This window comes from Pseudomonas sp. S2_F07, from assembly GCF_054668325.1.
This window is the reverse complement of the sequence record NZ_CP162758.1, coordinates 1,676,308-1,697,172: the sequence shown is the minus strand read 5'-3', so window position 1 is coordinate 1,697,172 and position 20,865 is coordinate 1,676,308. Positions and strand designations below refer to the sequence as shown.

Below are 20,865 nucleotides of genomic sequence, written 5' to 3'. Positions count from 1 at the left end.
GATCGGTCACTCCCGTGCTTTGACGGAGGCCAGCGGAGTCGACGCGCCTGCAGGGATCACACTGGCCTTGCGCAGCGCTGCGAATACTTCATCGCGCGTACCGAGCATCTGCACGCCGCCGTCACGCAGCATCAGCACCTTGTCGACGGCGCAGAGTACGTTGGGACGGTGAGAAATCAGAATGACGGTGGCGCCACGGCCCTTGAGTTCGGCCAGGGCATCGACCAAGGCCTTTTCGCCGACGTCGTCGAGGTTGGCGTTCGGCTCGTCCAGCACGATCAGATTGGGCTCGCCATACAACGCCCGGGCCAAGGCGATGCGCTGCTTCTGGCCACCGGATAGCGGGCTGCCATCGGTGCCCAGGCGGGTGTCATAGCCCTGCGGAAAACGCAGGATCATCTCGTGTACACCAGTGATCTTGGCGGCGCGGATCACTGCTTCGCTGTCCACTTCACCAAAGCGCGCAATGTTGTCGGCGATATTGCCCTCGAACAGCTCCACGTCCTGTGGCAGGTAGCCGAGCCAGGGGCCAAGTTCGCCCTTGTTCCAGTTGAATATGTCTGCGCCGTCCAGGCGCACCTTGCCGGCTTGGGCCGGCCAGACGCCAACCAGCAGGCGGGCGAGGGTGGACTTGCCCGAGGCGGATGGGCCGATGATGCCAAGGCTTTCGCCGGGGACAAGGCTGAAGCTCACCCCGCGCAGAATCGTGTTGTTGGTACCCGGGGCTCCGGCATACACATTCTCTACCGCCAGCATGCCCATTGGCCGCTGCAGCGACATGCTCGGTGGCCGGCGCGGATAGTCGTGCAGCATCTCGTTGAGCCGGCCCCAGGCCGTACGGCAACCGAGCAGTTGTTTCCACGATGCGATGACCTGTTCCACCGGACCCAGTGCGCGGCCGGTGAGGATCGAGCAGGCAATCATCATCCCCGGGGTGATCTTGCCTTCGATCGCCAGCAGCGCGCCGGCGCCGAGGATCAAAGACTGCAAAGTGATCCGCACGAAGCGCCCGGTGCTGCTGATAAAGGCGGCGCGGTCGGAGGCCAGGGTCTGCATTTCCAGAATGCGCAAATGACTTTGGAACCAGCGCTTGCTGATCGACGGCAGCATGCCCATGGCCTCGATGACCTCGGCGTTGCGCAGGTTGTTGTTGGCATATTGGGCGGAGGAGAGGGAGGCCTGATTGGCTTCGGCCAGCGGCTTCTGCGTCGCCTTTTCAGTGAGCCAGGCCAGGCCCATCAGAATCAGTGAGCCGATCAGCGTGATCAGTCCGAGTATCGGGTGAATCAGATAGGCGACCAGCAGGTAGATCGGCGTCCACGGTGCATCGAAAAACGCGAACAGGGAGTTACCGGTGACGAACTGACGAACCTGGGCGAGGTCTTGCAGGGCCTGGGCCGGGTTACCTCCGGCGCGGCTCAGGTTGCGCTCGAATGCCGCGGTGAAAATGCGTCGGTTGAGGTCCATGTCCAGGCAGTTGCCGACCCGGATCAGCACGCGGGTGCGAACCATCTCCAGTGTGGACATCAGCAGGAACAGACCCACCACCAGAACCGTCAACATCGCCAGCGTCGTGACGTTGCGACTGACAAGGGCTCGATCGTAGACCTGCAGCATATAAATAGCTGGCGTCAACATCATGACGTTTATGACGCCGCTGAACGCTGCCAGCGAATAAAAACTGCGGCGCATGCGAAAGAGCGCGTCGGCCAGTTCGGAACGGATGCTCGACTGCTTGGGCATGTTGATCCTCCCACTGCGAAAAGCCGATTGCCCCTGAGGCGCAACAGCTAACAGTAAATGTAGCCCTGTAAACAGCTTTTGGACACGCAGGCTGGTCGCTCTGTGGATGGCGAGTCTTCCGAAATCGCTGCGTTGCTCCCTTATGCAGCAGCGTAGGTGGCGGTTAAACAGTCCGAAATAACATTTCGCTCTATACCAGCACACAACTTTCTATATGTCTTTTAAAAACAGCTACTTGGGATGCCTACCACCAGTCGTCTGTTTTAACGACGTAATATTGACAAAGATTTGCTATGGAACTTTAGTCTTAGTTATCGGGGGGCCCGCCCGCCTGAAGCCTGCCATTGCTTTGGCAGCGCAAGGCGCGGTGTTTTTCCCGAGAGGAGCAGAATCATGTCGATCATTTCGTTCTTTTGCAGAGGGAAGGGGCTTTCCAGGACGTTTGCCTTCACTTCCAGATTCCATGGCCCGCCCAGGGCTCGAATCCGCTCTGCCTGATCGCCCGGCGAGCAATTCATATCGCGAATTCCAGGCGCGAATCCCGGGTCCCGGGTAACGCCAGCTCTCGCAAAAAAACATAACCAACAAACTGCGCAAGCCAGCACTTGACTTGGCGCGGGAGGGTTTTCTCGTCCCGTGCCTTTACCCAGACATATCGAGGGCAATTCAAAATGGCCAATTTCAGCAAGTCGGACCTGGAGTTCATCCTCAAGCAAATCTTTATCGCAGAAGCGAACGCCGACGGCGCCAGCCTCATTGATTTGCTTCCCAACACCCAGGTGCCATTCGGCCTGCGTACCGTCGATGGCAGTTTCAACAACCTGGTCACCGGCCAGAGTGATTTTGGTGCCGCGGACGGTGCCTTCCCGCGCCTGCTTGATCCCTCGTTTCTGGACGCATACGCCGCGCCAGGGACGGTGACCGACCCGCAGCCACGGATTATCAGTAACCTGGTCGTCGATCAGACCGCCAACAACCCGGCGGCCTACGCCTCGGCGTTCGACCCGGGCCTGGACGGTGTGCTCAACTTCGGCACGGTGGGTAATGACGACGTACTCAAGGATGGCGTACAGATAGTCACCAGCCCCGGGCTGGATGGCGTGTTCGGCACGGCCGATGACAAGGACGTGTTCTTCATGCCCAACGTCTCGCCGGACGTCGGCCTGACCGCCAGCTTCAACTCGTGGATGACCTTCTTCGGCCAGTTCTTCGACCACGGTCTCGACCTGGTCACCAAGAGCGCTACCGACGTCGTGTTTGTTCCGCTGCAGCCGGACGATCCGTTGTTCGTACCGGGCAGCCCGACCAACTTCATGGTGCTGTCACGTGCAGTACGTACCGCCGGCGCGGACGGCGTAGTCGGCACGGCCGATGATGGCCAGACCAACACCACCTCGCCGTTCGTCGACCAGAGCCAGACCTACAGCTCGCACCCGTCGCATCAGGTGTTTCTGCGTGAGTATGTCCTCAATGCGGCAGGCGAACCTGTTGCAACGGGGCGCTTGATCACCAACCGCGACCTCGGCGCCGATGGCCTGTTCGGCACCGCCGATGATGGCGCCAGCGAAAACGGCGGCATGGCGACCTGGAAGGTGGTCAAGGCGCAGGCCCGTGACATTCTCGGCATTGACCTGACTGACGCTGACGTACACAACGTGCCATTGCTGGCAACCGATGCATACGGCAACTTCATCCGCGGGCCTAACGGCATGCCGCAGGTGGTGATTCGCATCAGTAATGGCGCTGATGGCGTCGCCGGGACAGCGGACGACGTCACTCAATTGGTCGAAGGCAACCGGGCCGCTCCTATCAGCCTGGCCAGTGCCGTGAGTACCGGGCATGCCTTCCTCGACGACATCGCCCACAACGCCGCGCCGGTAGTCGTCGGCGGGGTTCTGCAAGCGGATGCCGACACGACTGTCGGCAATGCGCAGCCTGTTGACGGGCTCGGCAATAACCTGACCTATGACAATGAACTGCTTGACGCCCACTACATTGCCGGCGATGGCCGGGTGAACGAAAACATTGGCCTGACCACCGTGCACCATGTGTTCCACTCCGAGCACAACCGCCTGGTCCAGCAATCGAAGGACACCATCCTTGCCTCCGGCGACCTGGTTTTCCTCAATGAGTGGCTGGCGGACGACGTGGCTGCAATACCGACTACACCTGCCGAGATTGCGGCGTTGGTATGGGACGGCGAACGCCTGTTCCAGGCCGCCAAGTTCGGTACCGAGATGCAATACCAGCACCTGGTGTTCGAGGAGTTCGCGCGGACCGTTCAGCCACAGATCGACGGATTCCTTGCGCCCAACGGTTATGACACCTCGATCAACCCGGCCATCCTCGCCGAGTTCGCCCACGTGGTATACCGCTTCGGTCACTCGATGTTGACCGAGACCGTCGATCGCTTCGATCCTGCGTTCAATCCGCTGCTCACTGACCCCACCAACCCGGACTCGCAAATGGGGCTGATCGCGGCCTTCCTAAACCCGCTGGCGTTCGCCAGCAGCGGGTTGACTGCGGATCAGGCGGCAGGGGCAATCATTCGCGGTGTGACCCGCCAGGTCGGTAACGAGATCGATGAGTTCGTCACCGAAGCGTTGCGCAACAACCTGCTCGGTCTGCCGCTCGATTTGCCGGCCCTGAACCTGGCACGTGGTCGCGACACGGGTATCCCCACGTTGAATGAGGCGCGCCGGGAGTTCTACGAATCAACCGGAGACAGCCAACTCAAGCCGTACATCAGTTGGGCTGACCTGGCAGACAGCCTCAAGCACCCCGAGTCACTGGTCAACTTCATCGCGGCCTATGGTACCCATAGCACGATCACGGCGGCGCTCACACTGGCAGACAAACGCGCTGCAGCCCTGGCGCTGGTATTGGGTGGCGTGGGTTCGCCGGCTGACCGCCTGGACTTCCTCAACAGCACCGGTGCCTACGCCAACGTAACGACGGCCGGTGCGGATGGGGTACTGGGTACTGCCGATGACGTGACAGGTGTGACGGTCACGGGCGTCGACGACATCGACTTCTGGGTCGGTGGCCTCGCCGAGCAGAAAATGCCGTTCGGCGGCATGCTCGGCTCGACCTTCAACTTCGTGTTTGAAACCCAGATGGAGGCGTTGCAGAACGGCGACCGCTTCTACTACCTGTCGCGTACCGCGGGCCTGAACTTCGGCACCGAGTTGGAAAACAACTCCTTTGCCAAGCTGATCATGCTCAACACCGATGTCACCCACTTGTCGAACACCGTGTTCCTGACGCCGACGTTCACCCTCGAGGTGGATCAGGCCACTCAGTTCACCGGCCTTGGCGTGGGCGGCCGAGACGATCCGACCGGCGGCATCATGATCAACGGTGTGGAAGTCGTGTCGCTGGTGATTCGCGACAACCCCGATACCGTGGGGCCGGACACCAATTATCTGCACTACACCGGTGAAGACCATGTTGTCCTGGGCGGCACTGCCGGCAATGACATCCTTATTTCCGGTGACGGCGATGACACCCTTTACGGCGACGCCGGCAATGATCGCCTCGAAGGTGGTGCCGGGAACGATGCGGTGCTGGGCGGAGCGGGTGATGACATCATCACCGACTCGTTCGGTGACAACCGTCTGGAAGGCAATGCCGGTAACGATGTGATCGTGGCCGGCAGCATGCTGGTTGCAGGCAACCTGATCCTGGGCGGCGATGGCCAGGACTTCATCGTCACCACGGAAGACATCACCACCACCTTCGGTGGCCAGGGAGACGACTTCATCCTCGGTGCCAAGACCAACCTGCCACCTACCGGTAACGCAGGTGACGACTGGATCGAGAAGGGCACCCAGGACGGTGCGCCAGGCGATAACTTCGCGCCACTGCTCACTGACGATGTGATCGGCAACGACATCTTCATCGGTGGTGGCGGTTTTGACGAAATGATCGGCGAGGGTGGCGACGACATCTTTGTCGGCAGCGATGCCCAGGACAAGATGGACGGCATGTCCGGTTTCGACTGGGTGACCTACAAGAATGACAGGATCGGCGTGACCGTTGACCTGAGCCTGGCCGCGCTGGCGCAGCCACACGGCAATGCACCAAACCAGAACGCCGGGGTCTTCAATCCGGTCGGTGCCTCACCTGCCTCGATTCTTGACCGTTTTGCCGAGGTCGAAGGCTTGTCCGGTTCGAGTTTCGGCGATGTGCTCAAGGGCGATGATGTCGATGCAGTCACTATCGTCAACCACGGTGGTGCCACGGGCGGTGCGCTGACCAATGTCGCGTTGATCCGCGGACTGGACCAGTTCCTGGCCGATGCCGGTTTGCCGGTCACCGGTTTTGCCACCGGCAACATCATCCTCGGCGGTGATGGCAGTGACCTGATCGAAGGTCGCGGTGGCGATGACCTGATCGATGGCGACAAATGGATCAACGTCAGGATTGCCGTTTATGACGCGGCTGACATCAACCATACCGGCCCCGAGATCGCCTCCTTCGACAGCATGGTCGATATGATCCCGCTCATGCTGGATGGCACCTTCAACCCTGGTCAGCTCAAGGCCGTGCGGGAAATCATGCCCGGCACCTCGACTGGCGGGGCGGCCTTCGATACCGCCATTTACTCCGGCCTCGAGGCCGAATATGCGGTGACTGTCGACGACCGTGGCACCGCCGATGTGACGGACGATGTCTGGACAGTGGCCGATACCGTAGCGGGTCGCGACGGCATCGACACCCTGCTGCATATCGAACGCCTGCAGTTTGCCGATAACCAGCAAGTGCTGGTGGCGGGGCTCAATGCCCAACCGGATGGCAGTCCGACTGTCGCGGATGGTAACGGCGGCGAACTCACCGTGGGCGATACGCTGACGGTCAGCGTGGCCGGGGTGACCGATGCCGACAATATCGCGGCGGGTAATCCGCAGGGGTTGATCACCAACTCCTCTGTGTCCTACATCTGGCAGTTCGAAGCCACTCCAGGCAGCGGCGTATTCGAGGACATCATCCTGTTGCCAGCTGGCGACCTGGCGTTCCAAAGCGCCGACGGTACCGCGTTCAAGGTCTCTCCTGACCTTGCCGGGTTGTCGTTGCGGGTCAAGGCGATCTATCAGGACGGTCACGGCACCACGGAGATCCTGTTCTCCACGCCGACGGCTGCCATCGCCGCCGGTGCACCGGTCACGCCAACGCCGCTGGTACCTGTAGTCGATGCCACCGCGGGTGGCGCGGGCCTGCACATGGTCCGTTCCGACCTCAACTTCATTCTTGACCAGATCAAGATTGCCGAGGCGGAAGCGGCCGGTCAGGACATCCTCTCGCTGATCCCGAATATTCGCGCGCCGCTGGGCCTGCGTGCGGTCGACGGGTCGAACAACAACCTGATGAACCTCAACGGCAACAACAACACCGAGTTTGGTGCCGCCGATAACCTCTTTCCGCGCATAAGCGATCCGGTCTTCAATCCGGCGGAACAGGGAACGTCGTATACGCAGAACAGCGGTCTTGTGATTGACTCGCAGCCGCGCACCATCAGTAACCTGATCGTCGACCAGACGTCGAACAACCCGGCGGCCTATGCCACGGCTTTCAATCCGGGCCTGGACGGTGTGCTCAACTTCGGCGCCGTGGGGAATGACGACGTGCTCAAGGATGGCGTACAGATTGTCGCCAGCCCCGGGCTGGATGGTCAGTTCGGTACCGCCGATGACCATGATGTGTACCTGTTCGAAAACACTGCGGCGGATGCGGGATTGTCCGCGCCGTTCAACGCCTGGATGACCTTCTTCGGGCAGTTCTTCGATCATGGTCTGGACCTGGTCACCAAAGGTGGTTCGGGTACCGTCTTCATTCCGCTTCAGCCGGATGATCCACTCTTTGTTCCAGGTAGCCCGACCAACTTCATGGTCCTGACCCGTGCAACCAACCAGCCAGGGGCGGATGGCATTCTTGGCACGGCCGACGACATCCATGAGCACACCAACTCCACCACGCCGTTCGTGGACCAGAACCAGACCTACAGTTCGCACCCGTCGCACCAGGTGTTCCTGCGCGGTTATGAACTTACCGCCAGCGGCCCCGTAGCGACAGGCCGGTTGATCACCAACCGTGACCTGGGTGCGGATGGCTCGTTTGGTACCGCGGACGACGTCGAAATCGGTGGCATGGCGACCTGGAAGGTGGTCAAGGCGCAAGCCCGCGACATCCTGGGTATCAACCTTACCGATGCCGATGTCGATAATGCCCCGCTGTTGGCGACTGACGCCTATGGCAATTTCATCAAGGGGCCGAACGGCTTTCCGATGGTGGTGATGAGTGGGGCTGACGGTCTTGGTGGCACGGCGGATGACGTCCTTGTCGAAGGCAATCCGCTTGCTCCCCTTGACCTGACCAATGCTGTGCGCACCGGTCACCAGTTCCTCGTCGATATCGCCCACAATGCAACACCGGTAATCGTCGGCGGGGTTCTGCTGGCGGATGCCGACACCGCTGTCGGTAATGCGCAACCCGTAGGCCCGGGCGGCAACAACCTGACCTATGACAATGAACTGCTCGACGCCCACTACATCGCCGGCGACGGCCGGGTCAACGAGAACATCGGCCTGACCGCGGTGCATGCGATCTTCCACTCCGAGCACAACCGCCTGGTCCAGCAGACCAAGGACACCGTGCTCGACTCGGGTGACGTGACCTTCCTCAACGAGTGGCTGCTCAATCCGGTGGCCGCATTGCCAACCACCCAGGCCGAGTTCGATGCGCTGCAGTGGAATGGCGAGCGCTTGTTCCAGGCGGCCAAGTTCGGCACCGAAATGCAGTATCAGCACCTGGTGTTCGAGGAGTTTGCGCGGACCATCCAGCCTAGAGTCGACCTGTTCTTCGCACCGACCCAGGTCTACGACGTCGACCTCGATGCCTCGATCGTCGCCGAGTTCGCCCATACCGTATATCGGTTTGGCCACTCGATGCTGACCGAGACCGTCGATCGCTACGACATCGACTTCAACGTGATAGGCGATCCGGCCAGCGCTAATCCCGATCAGCAAATGGGCTTGATCGCGGCGTTCCTCAACCCTCTGGCGTACGCCGCCAGCGGCGTATCACCTGAGGACGCAACCAGTGCGATCATACGTGGGGTGACTCGGCAAGCCGGTAACGAAATCGACGAGTTCGTCACCGAGGCGCTGCGCAATAACCTGCTCGGCCTGCCGCTCGACCTGCCGGCGCTCAACATCGCCCGTGGCCGCGACGTGGGGATTCCCTCACTCAATGCGATCCGCCGCGACATCTACAGCCAAACCGGTGATACCCAACTCAAGCCGTACACCAGTTGGGTCGATCTGGTGCAGTACCTCAAACATCCGGAGTCGTTGATCAACTTCATCGCGGCCTATGGCACGCATGACACGATCACGGCGGCGACCACACTGGATGGCAAGCGCGCGGCAGCCCTGGCGCTGGTCTTCGGTGGTGTGGGTGCACCGGCTGATCGCCTGGACTTCCTCAACAGCACGGGTGCCTATGCCAACGTAACGCTGGCCGGCACGGATGGCGTGGTGGGCACTGCCGACGACCTCAGGGGTGTGACGGTCACTGGCGTCGATGCCATCGACCTCTGGATCGGTGGCCTGGCCGAAGCGAAAACCCCGTTCGGCGGCATGCTCGGCTCGACCTTCAACTTCGTGTTCGAGAACCAGTTGGAAAAACTGCAGGACGGCGATCGCTTCTACTACCTGGAGCGTACCTCTGGCCTGTCGATGAATGCCGAACTTGAAAGCAACTCGTTCGCCAAGCTGATCATGGCCAACACTTCGGCCACTCACTTGCCGGGCCTGGTGTTCTCGGATCCGGGGTTCTATCTGGAAGTGGATCAGGGCAGGCAATTCAACGAAGGCCTGCTCACCGCCGACCCGCTCGGCCCGAACGGCGAGCAGGTGGTGTTCCGCGACAACCCGCTGACCGTGGGGGCGGACACCAACTACATCCGCTACAACGGTGCCGAGCACATCGTGCTGGGTGGCACGGACAACGCAGACATCCTCATCTCCAGTGAAGGCGATGACACGGTCTGGGGTGATGGCGGCAACGATCGTATCGACGGCGGTGACGGCAACGACCAGCTGCGCGGTGGTGACGGCGACGACATCATCACCGACACCGGCGGCGACGATAACCTCCAGGGTGGCGACGGCAACGACGTGCTGCACGGTGGCAACGGCGTCAACCTGATCATTGGCGGGTTCGGCAGCGACTTCATCATTACCGGTGAGGACGCCTCCGAGGCCATTGGTGGCCAGGGCAATGACTTCATCCTGGGCAGCAAAGCCAACGAACAGGACATGGGTAACGAAGGCGACGACTGGATCGAGAAGGGTACCTCGGACGGTGCGCCTGGCGACAACTTCGATCCGCTGGGCAACGACCCGGTCATTGGCCACGATGTATTCGTCGGTGGTAACGAGAACGATAAGTTCAACGGCGAAGGCGGCGACGACATCATGGTCGGCAGTCTCGGCATGGGTGACCGCTATATCGGCGGCTCGGGCTATGACTGGGCGACCTTCAAGGATCTCGCCCAAGGTGTGAGTGTCGATTACAGCGACCGCTTCTTCGATGTGCCACCGCAGCCAGGTTCGGGGGCTTCGGCGCTGGTGCGCTTCGACATCATGGAAGGTCTGTCGGGTTCGTCCCACGGTGACTTCCTGCGCGGTGATAGCGAAGATGCGACCTCGCTACCCACCGCGGGTGCAACCGGCAGTGTGCTGACCAACATCAGCCTGATCAATGGTCTGGCGGGTCTGCTGCCAGTCGGAGCGACGTTCTTCGACGGCGGTAACATCATCCTCGGTGGCAGCGGCAGCGATCTCATTGAAGGTCGCGGTGGTGACGACATCATCGACGGTGACAAGTGGCTGAACGTGCGCATCAGCGTACGGGCAAACGCTGATGGCACTGGCGCGGAAATCGCCACGTTCGACAGCATGGGGCCGATGGTCCAGGCGATGTTGAACGGTACTTACAACCCGGGCCAGCTTGTCATCGTGCGGGAGATCCTGACCGGCACTGACAACTTCGACACCGCGGTGTTCTCCGGTAATGCGTCGGAGTACAGCATCGCTGTCGAGGGCAACGCCGTCATCGTGACCGACCTGGTGGCCGGGCGTGATGGCGTCGATCGCCTGACAGGCATCGAGCGTCTGCAGTTCGCTGACCAGGCGCAGGCCTCCGGTGTTGGCACCGCCTTGAACAGTGCTCCTGTGGGGCGTCTGGCGATCCTCGATGCCACCACCGGTGCGCGCGAAGATACTCCTGTCGCCGGCCAACTGCTGCGCGTCAGCAGTCAGTCGATACGCGACGCGGACAGTGTCAGTGCGGCCAATCCTACCGGCGTGGTTACCGGTCCCGTGTCTTACTACTGGCAGGTCGAAACCATTGCCGGCTCGGGCATCTATGAAGACATCACCATTATCGCCGCCGGCGAGGCATCGCGGGTGACGGGCACCACCTATCGGGTGGCGGATGATGTCGCCGGTCTGAACATCCGCGTTCGCGCGGTGTATCAGGATGGCAATAGTACGCTGGAGATCGTCGACTCGGCGGGTAACACCGCACCGACTGCAGGGCCGGGCATCCTCGGGCTTGCGGTGCAGAACCAGGTGTTGACCGCCGACCTGTCGACCATTGTCGACGTCGATGGCCTAAGCAATCCGCAGTTCACCTTCCAGTGGCAGGAGACCAACGGGGTTACCTTCGTCGACATTGCCGGAGCCACCGCCAGTACGTTCACACTTGGCCAGGCTCAGGTCGGCGATCAGGTGCGCGTGGTGGTCAGTTACGTGGATGACTTCGGTACCGCCGAAAGCGTTGCGTCCGACGCCACGGCACCGGTGGGCAATGTCAACGACGCACCGACAGGCGCGTTGCTGGTCAGCGATACGACACCGACTCAAGGTCAGGTGCTGACCGCGCTGACGGCAGGGATTGCCGATCTGGACGGGGTGGGCACATTCAGCTACCAATGGCAGCAAGGTACCGGGACTACCTTCACCAATATCGTCGGCGCGACCGCCGCGACGTTCACCCCTGGTGCGGCGCAAGTCAACCAGCAAATTCGGGTGATCGCGCGCTACACCGATGGCTTCGGTACGCTGGAGTCAGTGACCTCCGCAGCGACGGCACTGGTAGTACTGCTGGGTGCGGTGCAAACGGGCGATGCCTTGGCAAACATCCTCATCGGTACCGCGGGTAGCGATGTGCTGTTTGGTCTGGGCGGGAACGATACGCTCATTGGCCTGGGTGGTGTCGACCAGTTGTTTGGTGGCGTCGGCGACGACAATCTGAGTGGTGGGGACGGCAACGACTTCATCAATGGTGACGCCGGCAACGACTTCCTCAATGGCGGTGCGGGTAACGACCTGATGCTGGGCGGAACCGGCAACGATACCTACCGCGTCGATTCAGCCGGCGACCTGCTGGTCGAGTTGACGGGTGAAGGTGAGGATTCCGTACAGACCTCGCTGGCCAGTTTCACACTGGGCGCCAATGTCGAGCATCTGCTCTACCTCGGAGTCGGCAACTTTGTCGGCACCGGCAACGCGTTGAACAACGTCATCACCGGTGGGGTGGGCAATGACACCCTCAACGGCGGTGATGGCAACGACAACCTGCTGGGTGGCCTGGGCAATGACGTCCTCACTGGCGGTGCGGGTAATGACCGGATGGCCGGTGGAGCCGGCAACGATACCTACCGCGTCGATTCCGCCGGGGACCTGGTGGTCGAGACGGCGGGTGAGGGGGCCGACTCGGTACAGACCACGCTGGCCAGTTACACGCTGGGCGCCAATGTCGAGCATCTGCTCTTCACCGGAACCGGCAACTTCACCGGTACCGGCAACGCGTTGAACAACGTCATCACCGGTGGGGCGGGTAATGACAGCCTCAACGGCGCTGGCGGCAACGACACCTTGCTGGGTGGCGCCGGCAACGACGTCCTCACGGGCGGCACGGGTAATGACCGGATGGTCGGTGGAACCGGCAACGATACCTTCCGCGTCGATTCCGCCGGGGACCTGGTGGTCGAGGTGGCGGGTGAAGGTGCCGATTCCGTGCAGACGACATTGGCCAGCTACACACTGGGCATCAATGTCGAGCACCTGCTCTCCACCGGCGTTGGCAATTTCGTCGGCACCGGCAACGCGTCGAACAACACCATGACCGGTGGGGTGGGTAATGACACCCTCAACGGCGCTGGCGGCAACGACACCTTGCTGGGTGGCCTGGGCAATGACGTCCTCAGTGGCGATGCGGGGGCTGACCGGATGGAAGGCGGCATCGGCAACGATACCTACCGCGTCGATTCAGCCGCGGACGCGGTTGTCGAGTTGGCGGGCAGCGGTGAGGACTCCGTACAGACCTCGCTGGCCAGTTACACACTGGGCGCCAATGCCGAGCACCTGCTCTTCACCGGAGTCGGCAACTTCGTCGGCACCGGCAACGCGTCGAACAACGTCATGACCGGTGGGGTGGGCAATGACACCCTCAACGGCGCCGGCGGCAACGACACATTGTTGGGCGGCCTGGGCAACGACAACCTCGATGGTGGTGCCGGCAACGATAGTGTTGCGGGCGGTGCGGGCAACGACACGATGAATGCCGCCAGTGGCGACGATATCTTCGTGTTCGCCGCGGGCTTCGGCAATGACCGGATCCTCGGCTTCGATACCGACGCGGCGGGAGGCCAGGATCTGCTCAACTTCGCCGCGCTCAACATCACGGCGGCGACCTTTGGCAGCAGTGTCAATGTCGTTGATCTCGGTGCGGATACGTTGCTCAACTTCGGTGCGGGTTCCATCACCCTGGTAGGTGTGGGTGATCCAAACACCGTTTCGGCCACAGACTTCATTCTGGCCTCTTGAGGTCCTGGCAAGGACTGTCGCAGGGAGCGTGGACCACGGAGGGGAGGGCAATGGATGCCCTCCCTTTCTCCATCCACTCAATTGCCCATTAGCTATCGGGGTGCCAGCAGCGTACTGGAACTCATCAAGGCGGCAGGTTGGAACCGAACTGCGAAATCAAAGAATCAATTGAAAAAGGGAAACCCGGCCTTGAACATTTCAGCCATCTGCCTCTTGAGCAGTCTATTGGTTTCGGTCGCGGCTTTTGCTACCGGTGTTAATCCGGTGTTCGACCTGGATTTCACCAGGTCAGCCACGGAAACGCTGAAAAAACTGGATATCAACGACGCTTGTATTGTCGCCATCTCAAGTCCTGCTGCTTTTACGTTCTGTCGAGAAGGGTCATCAACGCTCTGGAAGTATCAGGCGCTGGATCTGGAGCAACAGGCGGTGATCCAGATTGGCCAAAAGCGGTCTTCGGCGGACTACCGGCAAATAACCCTTGTGGAAGTCGATAGCGTTGCTTGCGAACAGGATCACCTTGTGGAATTGGTTGAACCGGCTATCAGGCATGGACTTGTCCTTGGCCTGATTACCCTGTTTCTGTTGGTGGGCCTGCGATATACCTACCGGGCGATCATGTATTGCTGTTATGAACAGGTCGGCTTTTCGAAGTTCGGCTTGCGGCGCCTGGACAAATCCCGGTCAACGCAAAATTCAACGGTAATGGCGTTGGTCGCATGGGGTGTCGTGGCCGCTACGGCATTTATCTACTTCGGATTTTGAGCGAGACCACAATTAGCGGGTATGCCGTTTCAAGGTACTTGCCATCCGATAGGGTTTGACTGCGTGCAGTTTCATTCGCTGACGACTAATTTGCTATTAATATCCTGCTCCTTTCAGTTGATCCTGTATTGCTGTCTGCCTGAAAGGGTGGCTGGATCACCGTGAAGTCCGTCGTTGGAGTTTGCCTTGGATGAGAGTTACTCGCTATTGCGAGACTTATGGGATGTATAACAACTAGCGGATCCAATATGCAATGCTCGAAGTGCATCCAGGCAAGCAGGCCAGTTGCTGTGGGCAATAGCGGGGAAGTTGACTCATTGCTGTCGCTTCAGGCGAACTTGCGCTACGCACCGTTTGTCGGTGGCTTGTGCGGAAAATGAACATTGTAGCGTCTGTGGCCTCTGATCCTTGAGCACGTCAGCCATGACCTGCCCCCGCGATTGAAAAAAAGAAGTGGAAATAGAATCTCAAGTGCAGTGAATGCCACTGGGGGTTTTTATCTGAAACTCAGGGAGGCGATAAATCAACCGGTCATTGATTCGCCAGGTGAATCAATGAGGTTGAGAGTGCCGAGTCCATGATTTGGCTTATCTTTTAGAAGTAAGGTCGTACAGAGTTTTTAATAATTAAAGATTCTGTCAAGTAGTCGATCCGTACTCTCGAATAAGGTGGAGAAAATACCGTGGCGATAAATACCATTATGAGTCTGCTGGAAAATAAGGAATTCCTGGAATTTTTGCGTCTGGGGGTTATTTATGTTCATTTGGTGGCGTGTTGTGTGGCCATCGGGCTGGTGTTGACCAGTGATGTCGCGATGGTCAGGGATCTTTTAAAACGGAAAGTATTAACTGAGCATGATAATGCTCACATGGAAAGTCTTCAAAGATCTGTCATCGTTTCACTAATAGCGCTGTGGGTAACGGGCATCGCTGTCGTCGGTATCGATTACCTGGAAAAAGGTGTCGAGTACTTCATGAATCCAAAACTTCAAGCCAAAGTCATTATTGTGGCGTTGTTGACTTACAACGGCATCTTGTTGCATCGCCTGGTACTGCCGGCCCTGCAAAAGGCAGGCTCCTTGCTCAATCTCCGATTCAGTGCACGAATGCTGGCGTTGGCCTGCGGTTCGTTGTCGGCGGTGTCCTGGATGTATGCCGCCATGCTGGGTGTCGGTCGTCCCTTGGCCTGGAAGTATTCCCTTTCCGAACTGTTGATGGCCTATCCGGTACTGATTGCGCTCGGGTTCCTGACGATGCTGGTGTTGACCCAGCGAGCGAAACAACAGGACGTCTGCGTTGCGCCGGCGCGGGCAGTAGCAAGCGCATGCTAAGCCGGTTCTTCGCGTAAATCTTGCGGACTTGTCCAGAGCCCGAAAGGCGGCCTTCAGGGTGCAGGTTTCAATCCGGACCTGCACCGCAAGGTCGTTTTTGTTTTGAATCATTCCCGGCCGCCCAAAGCTTCTGCTCATTTCGATCAATAATTTGTCAGTTACGGTCATTGAGGGATGGTGGCGTGACTCTTAGTCTGTCGAACATGACTGACGGGGGCCGTAGAGCTCCTGCACTTTCCGTGATCGCTCGATGTGGAGTTACCGATGACCGCCGCTCAATACCCGCACCTGCTGGCTCCGCTGGACCTGGGTTTCACCACGCTGCGCAATCGCACCCTGATGGGGTCGATGCACACGGGCCTGGAAGAGAAACCGGGTGGCTTCGAGCGCATGGCGGCTTACTTTGCCGAGCGTGCCCGTGGCGGTGTCGGCCTGATGGTCACCGGCGGTATCGGCCCGAACGAAGAGGGTGGCGTGTATTCCGGCGCGGCCAAGCTGACGACAGAGGAAGAGGCGCTCAAGCACCGTATCGTCACCCGTGCCGTACATGACGCGGGAGGCAAGATCTGCATGCAGATCCTCCATGCCGGTCGTTATGCCTATAGCCCGAAACAGGTTGCCCCTAGCGCGATCCAGGCGCCGATCAACCCGTTCAAGCCCAAGGAGCTGGACGAGGAAGGCATCGAGAAGCAGATCAGCGATTTCGTCACCTGCTCGGTACTGGCGCAAACCGCCGAGTACGACGGCGTGGAAATCATGGGTTCCGAAGGTTATTTCATTAACCAGTTCCTCGCCGCGCACACCAACCACCGTACCGACCGCTGGGGTGGCAGCTATGAAAACCGCATGCGTCTGCCGGTGGAGATCGTTCGTCGCGTTCGTGAAGCGGTAGGCCCGAACTTCATCATCATCTTCCGCCTGTCGATGCTCGACCTGGTCGAAGGCGGCAGCACCTGGGAGGAGATCGTGCAGTTGGCCAAGGCCATCGAACAGGCCGGCGCGACCATCATCAACACCGGTATCGGCTGGCACGAAGCGCGGATTCCGACCATCGCAACCAAAGTGCCGCGCGCGGCCTTCAGCAAGGTCACGGCCAAGCTGCGTGGTTCGGTCAATATTCCGCTGATCACCACCAACCGTATCAACACCCCTGAAGTCGCCGAGCAGATCCTGGCCGAGGGCGATGCCGACATGGTGTCCATGGCGCGGCCGTTCCTCGCCGACCCGGATTTCGTCAACAAGGCCGCTGAAGGTCGCGCCGATGAAATCAACACCTGCATCGGTTGCAACCAGGCCTGCCTCGACCACACCTTCGGCGGCAAGCTGACCAGTTGCCTGGTCAACCCGCGTGCCTGCCATGAAACCGAGCTCAATTACCTGCCGGTGCAGCAACTGAAGAAAATCGCCGTGGTCGGTGCCGGCCCGGCCGGTTTGTCCGCCGCGACCGTGGCCGCCGAGCGTGGCCATCAAGTGACGCTGTTCGATTCGGCCAGCGAAATCGGTGGTCAGTTCAACATCGCCAAGCGTGTTCCGGGCAAGGAAGAGTTCTTTGAGACCATTCGCTACTTCAACCGCAAGTTGCAGACCACCAACGTCGAGGTGTGCCTGAACACCCGCGTCGATGTGGCCGGGCTGGTCGAGGGCGGCTACGACGAGATCATTCTGGCCACCGGCATTGCGCCGCGCCTGCCGGCCATTCCGGGGGTGGAAAACGCCAAGGTGCTGAGCTACCTGGACGTGATCCTGGCGCGCAAACCGGTCGGCAAGCGCGTCGCGGTGATTGGCGCCGGTGGTATCGGTTTTGACGTCTCGGAATTCCTCGTCCATGAAGGCGTAGCGACCAGTCAGGATCGTGCCGCGTTCTGGAAAGAATGGGGTATCGATACACACCTTGAAGCGCGCGGCGGTGTCGCCGGTATCAAGGCCGCGCCCCATGCGCCGGCCCGCGAGGTATACCTGCTGCAACGCAAGAAATCCAAGGTCGGCGACGGCCTGGGCAAGACCACCGGCTGGATTCATCGCACCGGTCTGAAGAACAAGCAGGTGCAGATGCTCAACAGCGTCGAATACCTGAAGATCGACGACGAAGGCCTGCACATCCGCATCGGCGAAACCGGCGAGCCGCAGCTGTTGCCAGTGGACAACATCGTGATTTGCGCCGGGCAGGACCCGCTGCGCGAGTTGCATGACGGCCTGGTGTCGGCGGGGCAGAGCGTGCACCTGATCGGCGGCGCGGATGTCGCGGCAGAGCTGGATGCCAAGCGGGCGATCAATCAGGGTTCGCGTTTGGCGGCGCAGTTGTAACGCACATCGTTCGGGTTCACAGCACAAGTCGGCTGTTAAGATGCCGGATCTTTCCATAGATCCGGCATCATGCTTTCTCCTCCAGACAATTGGTTTCTTCAAGCCCCCCTCGACCCCCTTCACCTCGACTGGCTCACTCGAGCCGGCATCGAAGTGGCGGTCCTGCGGCTGGACCAGATCGACCCGCTGATCAGCGGCAACAAATGGTTCAAGCTCATCGAACACCTGAAAACTGCTGACCGCCTGGGGGCCGAAGGCATCATCAGTCTCGGTGGCGCGCACTCCAATCACCTCCACGCGTTGGCGGCGGCGGGCAAGCGTTTCGGCTTTGCCACCGTCGGCCTGTTGCGCGGGCATCCTCAGCAAACCCCGACGGTCAAGGACTTGCAGGCGTTCGGCATGCAGTTGCACTGGCTGGGGTATGCAGGCTATCGGGCAAGGCATGAAGCGGGTTTCTGGCAACCCTGGCAAACCCGCTACCCGAGGTTGCATCCGGTGCCTGAAGGGGGAGGCGGTTTGCCTGGTGCCTTGGGTTGCATGCAGTTGCGGGCCACTGTTTGCGCGCAATTGCCGGGCTTGGGCTGGAGCGACCATGACGGCTGGTGGCTGGCCTGCGGCACCGGCACGACCCTGGCCGGCCTGGTACTGGCCGAAGCGGGGGATCATCCGGTGTACGGTGCCCTGGCGGTGCCTGACGATCATGGGGTGGCGCAGATGGTCGAGCGGATCGTGCAGGAAGCCGGTGTAGTCAATGCGAGGTATGAACTGATCGATGCAAGTCGCGGCGGCTTCGCCAAGGTGGATCCGCTGCTGCTCGACTTTATCGAAAAGACAGAGCAGGCCGGGAGTATTCCATTGGAGCCGCTGTACACCGGCAAGGCACTCATGGCCCTCAAGCAACAAGTCGAGGCGGGCAAGTTCGCCCGGGGCACACGACTGATCTTTGTCCACACGGGCGGCTTGCAGGGGCGGCGGGGATTTGACTCACAAGCCTGAAACGCACCGCAAACCAATGTGGGAGCGAGCTTGCTCCGGGCGGCGTTCCGACGATGGCGGTGGGTCAGTCGACAAATGCGCCGAATGCAACACCCTCATCGCGAGCAGGCTCGCTCCCACACTGCAATTCATTGGTCTCAGGAGTCGCGGTTCACGCGCTTGGGCATCATCCGCAGCAAGGTGTTATCGCCCACCACATAATGGTGATACAGCCCGGCCACGGCATGCAGGCCGATCAGCCAGTAGCCGATAGTGCCGCCGAGCTCGTGCCAACCCTGGAGCTCTTTGGCCAGGTCCTTGTTTTCCGCTACCAGCATCGGCAGGTCGACACCGTAGAACATCACCTGATTGCCTTTGGCGCTGGTGACCAGCCAGCCGAGAATCGGCGTGACGATCATGAAAATGTACAGCGCCCAGTGCATCAGCCTGGCCAGCGTCGTTTGCCAGTGCGCCGAGGCCGGGAAGATCTGCGGCGCCGGGCCGAGGCTGCGTGCGAACAATCGCACCCAGACCAGAACGAATACGGTCAGGCCGAGCATGAAGTGTGTTTCGACGATCAGCGTGCGCCCGCCACTGCCCTTGGGAAAGAGCCCGCGAAACTCGATACAGGCGTAAACCAGCACCAGCAGGACCAGCATCAACCAATGCAGCGCGATCGATACGGTGCTGTAGCGCGATTCGGAGTTTTTCCACGGCATACGGTGTTCCTCAGAGGTCCGGTTTAAAGCCACCGCTCTTATCCGACGGTGTGCTCTAACTGTAATCCTGTTTCACCGGGTTTGCCTGAGGCGATTGGTCGCTGGATGCTCTGGTTTGGGTAATGCACAGAAGAAACCTGTGGGAGCAGGCTCGCTCCCACAGGGGCAATGCGGGGACTTATCAGCTCGACTGAGGCATTTCGCCGTTGGCCAGGCGCTTGTTGATGTCGGCGATCACTTGCGGCAGATCGGTGATGGTATCGATCATGTAGTGCGGACGCGAGCCTTCGAACATTGCGTGGATGCGCTTGCGCTCGCCGTCCAGTTGGTCGCAGCCCAAGGCGCGATAACCTTCGTAGTCCAGGCCCAGGGCGTTGCCCGAGCAGATCAGCGCCACGGTCCACATGCCGGCGCGGCGCCCCTCGAGAATGCCCGGCACCGTGTCATCGATCTTCACGCACGCGGCGACATCGTCGATGCCCAGGGCAATGACGTTGGCCAGCGCCTGGGCGGGCCATGGACGACCATTCGGGACTTCATCGGTGGCAACCACGTGATCGGCCACGTAGCCGTTGGTGGCAGCCAGTTCAACCACTTTGTCCATGACCTGTTTCGGGTAGCCGGAGCAGGAGCCGATCTTGATCCCTTGCTGGCGCAGGTTGGCGATGGTCTCCAGCGCTCCGGGAATCAGCGCCGAGTGTTCGGCGATTTTTTCGATCTGCAGCGGCATGAAGCGTTGGTAGATGGCGGTCACGTCATCGTCGGTCGGCGTGCGGCCGAACACTTTGCGATAGCGCTCGGCAACCTCCGGCAGATCGCACAGGGTGCGGATGTGGTCCCACTTGCCCATGCCCATCGGGCCACGGGCCTCTTCGATGGACACCTGGACGTCGAATTCGGCGAAGGCTTCGACGAAAATCTGCGTCGGGGCGAAGGAGCCGAAGTCGACCACGGTGCCGGCCCAGTCGAGGATGGCGGCTTGCAGTTTGCTTGGGTTGGAGTAGTTCATGGCAATTAATTTCCTGTAGAAAACTGACGATTGGAGAGCCGCTTTTACTGTGGGAGCGAGCTTGCTCGCGATGGCGGTCTTCCATTCAACCAAGGTGCTGACTGATCGGGCCCCATCGCGAGCAAG

The 20,865-nt window shown here is 60.3% G+C and carries 9 protein-coding genes; 5 read left to right on the top strand and 4 right to left on the bottom strand.

Annotated features, from left to right (window positions below):
* Positions 1–6 precede the first annotated feature (6 nt).
* Together AB4O40_RS07605 and AB4O40_RS07600 are read right to left on the bottom strand one after the other, a co-directional pair.
* On the bottom strand, positions 7–1,743 hold the full coding sequence (locus AB4O40_RS07605; RefSeq protein ID WP_056722316.1) for a type I secretion system permease/ATPase: 1,737 nt from the start codon (positions 1,741–1,743) through the stop codon (positions 7–9).
* A gap of 311 nt (positions 1,744–2,054) precedes the next feature.
* A complete protein-coding gene (locus tag AB4O40_RS07600) occupies positions 2,055–2,261 on the bottom strand; it encodes a hypothetical protein (protein WP_056722315.1) in 207 nt (68 codons plus the stop codon).
* 153 nt (positions 2,262–2,414) lie between these two features.
* Here AB4O40_RS07600 and AB4O40_RS07595 point away from each other — a divergent pair, with 153 nt between their 5' ends.
* From AB4O40_RS07595 to AB4O40_RS07575, 5 genes are all read left to right on the top strand, one after another.
* Complete coding sequence (locus tag AB4O40_RS07595; protein WP_460055177.1) at positions 2,415–13,637, top strand: peroxidase family protein; 11,223 nt, start codon at positions 2,415–2,417, stop codon at positions 13,635–13,637.
* A gap of 54 nt (positions 13,638–13,691) precedes the next feature.
* Complete coding sequence (locus AB4O40_RS07590) at positions 13,692–14,402, top strand: hypothetical protein (RefSeq protein ID WP_156385755.1); 711 nt, start codon at positions 13,692–13,694, stop codon at positions 14,400–14,402.
* A 682-nt stretch (positions 14,403–15,084) separates the two neighbouring features.
* On the top strand, positions 15,085–15,732 hold the full coding sequence (locus AB4O40_RS07585) for a hypothetical protein (protein ID WP_223541573.1): 648 nt from the start codon (positions 15,085–15,087) through the stop codon (positions 15,730–15,732).
* 264 nt (positions 15,733–15,996) lie between these two features.
* The gene (locus tag AB4O40_RS07580) at positions 15,997–18,036 is read left to right on the top strand and encodes an oxidoreductase (protein ID WP_056724021.1); all 2,040 of its coding nucleotides are present in this window, start codon (positions 15,997–15,999) and stop codon (positions 18,034–18,036) included.
* Between the two features lie 69 nt (positions 18,037–18,105).
* Entirely contained in the window at positions 18,106–19,032 is a 927-nt protein-coding gene (locus tag AB4O40_RS07575) for a 1-aminocyclopropane-1-carboxylate deaminase/D-cysteine desulfhydrase (protein ID WP_056724024.1), read from the top strand.
* Between the two features lie 137 nt (positions 19,033–19,169).
* Here the strand turns inward: AB4O40_RS07575 and AB4O40_RS07570 are convergent, their stop codons facing one another.
* Positions 19,170–19,730, bottom strand: coding sequence for a cytochrome b (locus AB4O40_RS07570; protein ID WP_056724026.1), 561 nt, complete (start codon positions 19,728–19,730; stop codon positions 19,170–19,172).
* 181 nt (positions 19,731–19,911) lie between these two features.
* Positions 19,912–20,739, bottom strand: a complete 828-nt coding sequence (phnX, locus tag AB4O40_RS07565; RefSeq protein ID WP_056724028.1) for a phosphonoacetaldehyde hydrolase — start codon at positions 20,737–20,739, stop codon at positions 19,912–19,914.
* Positions 20,740–20,865: the final 126 nt, after the last annotated feature.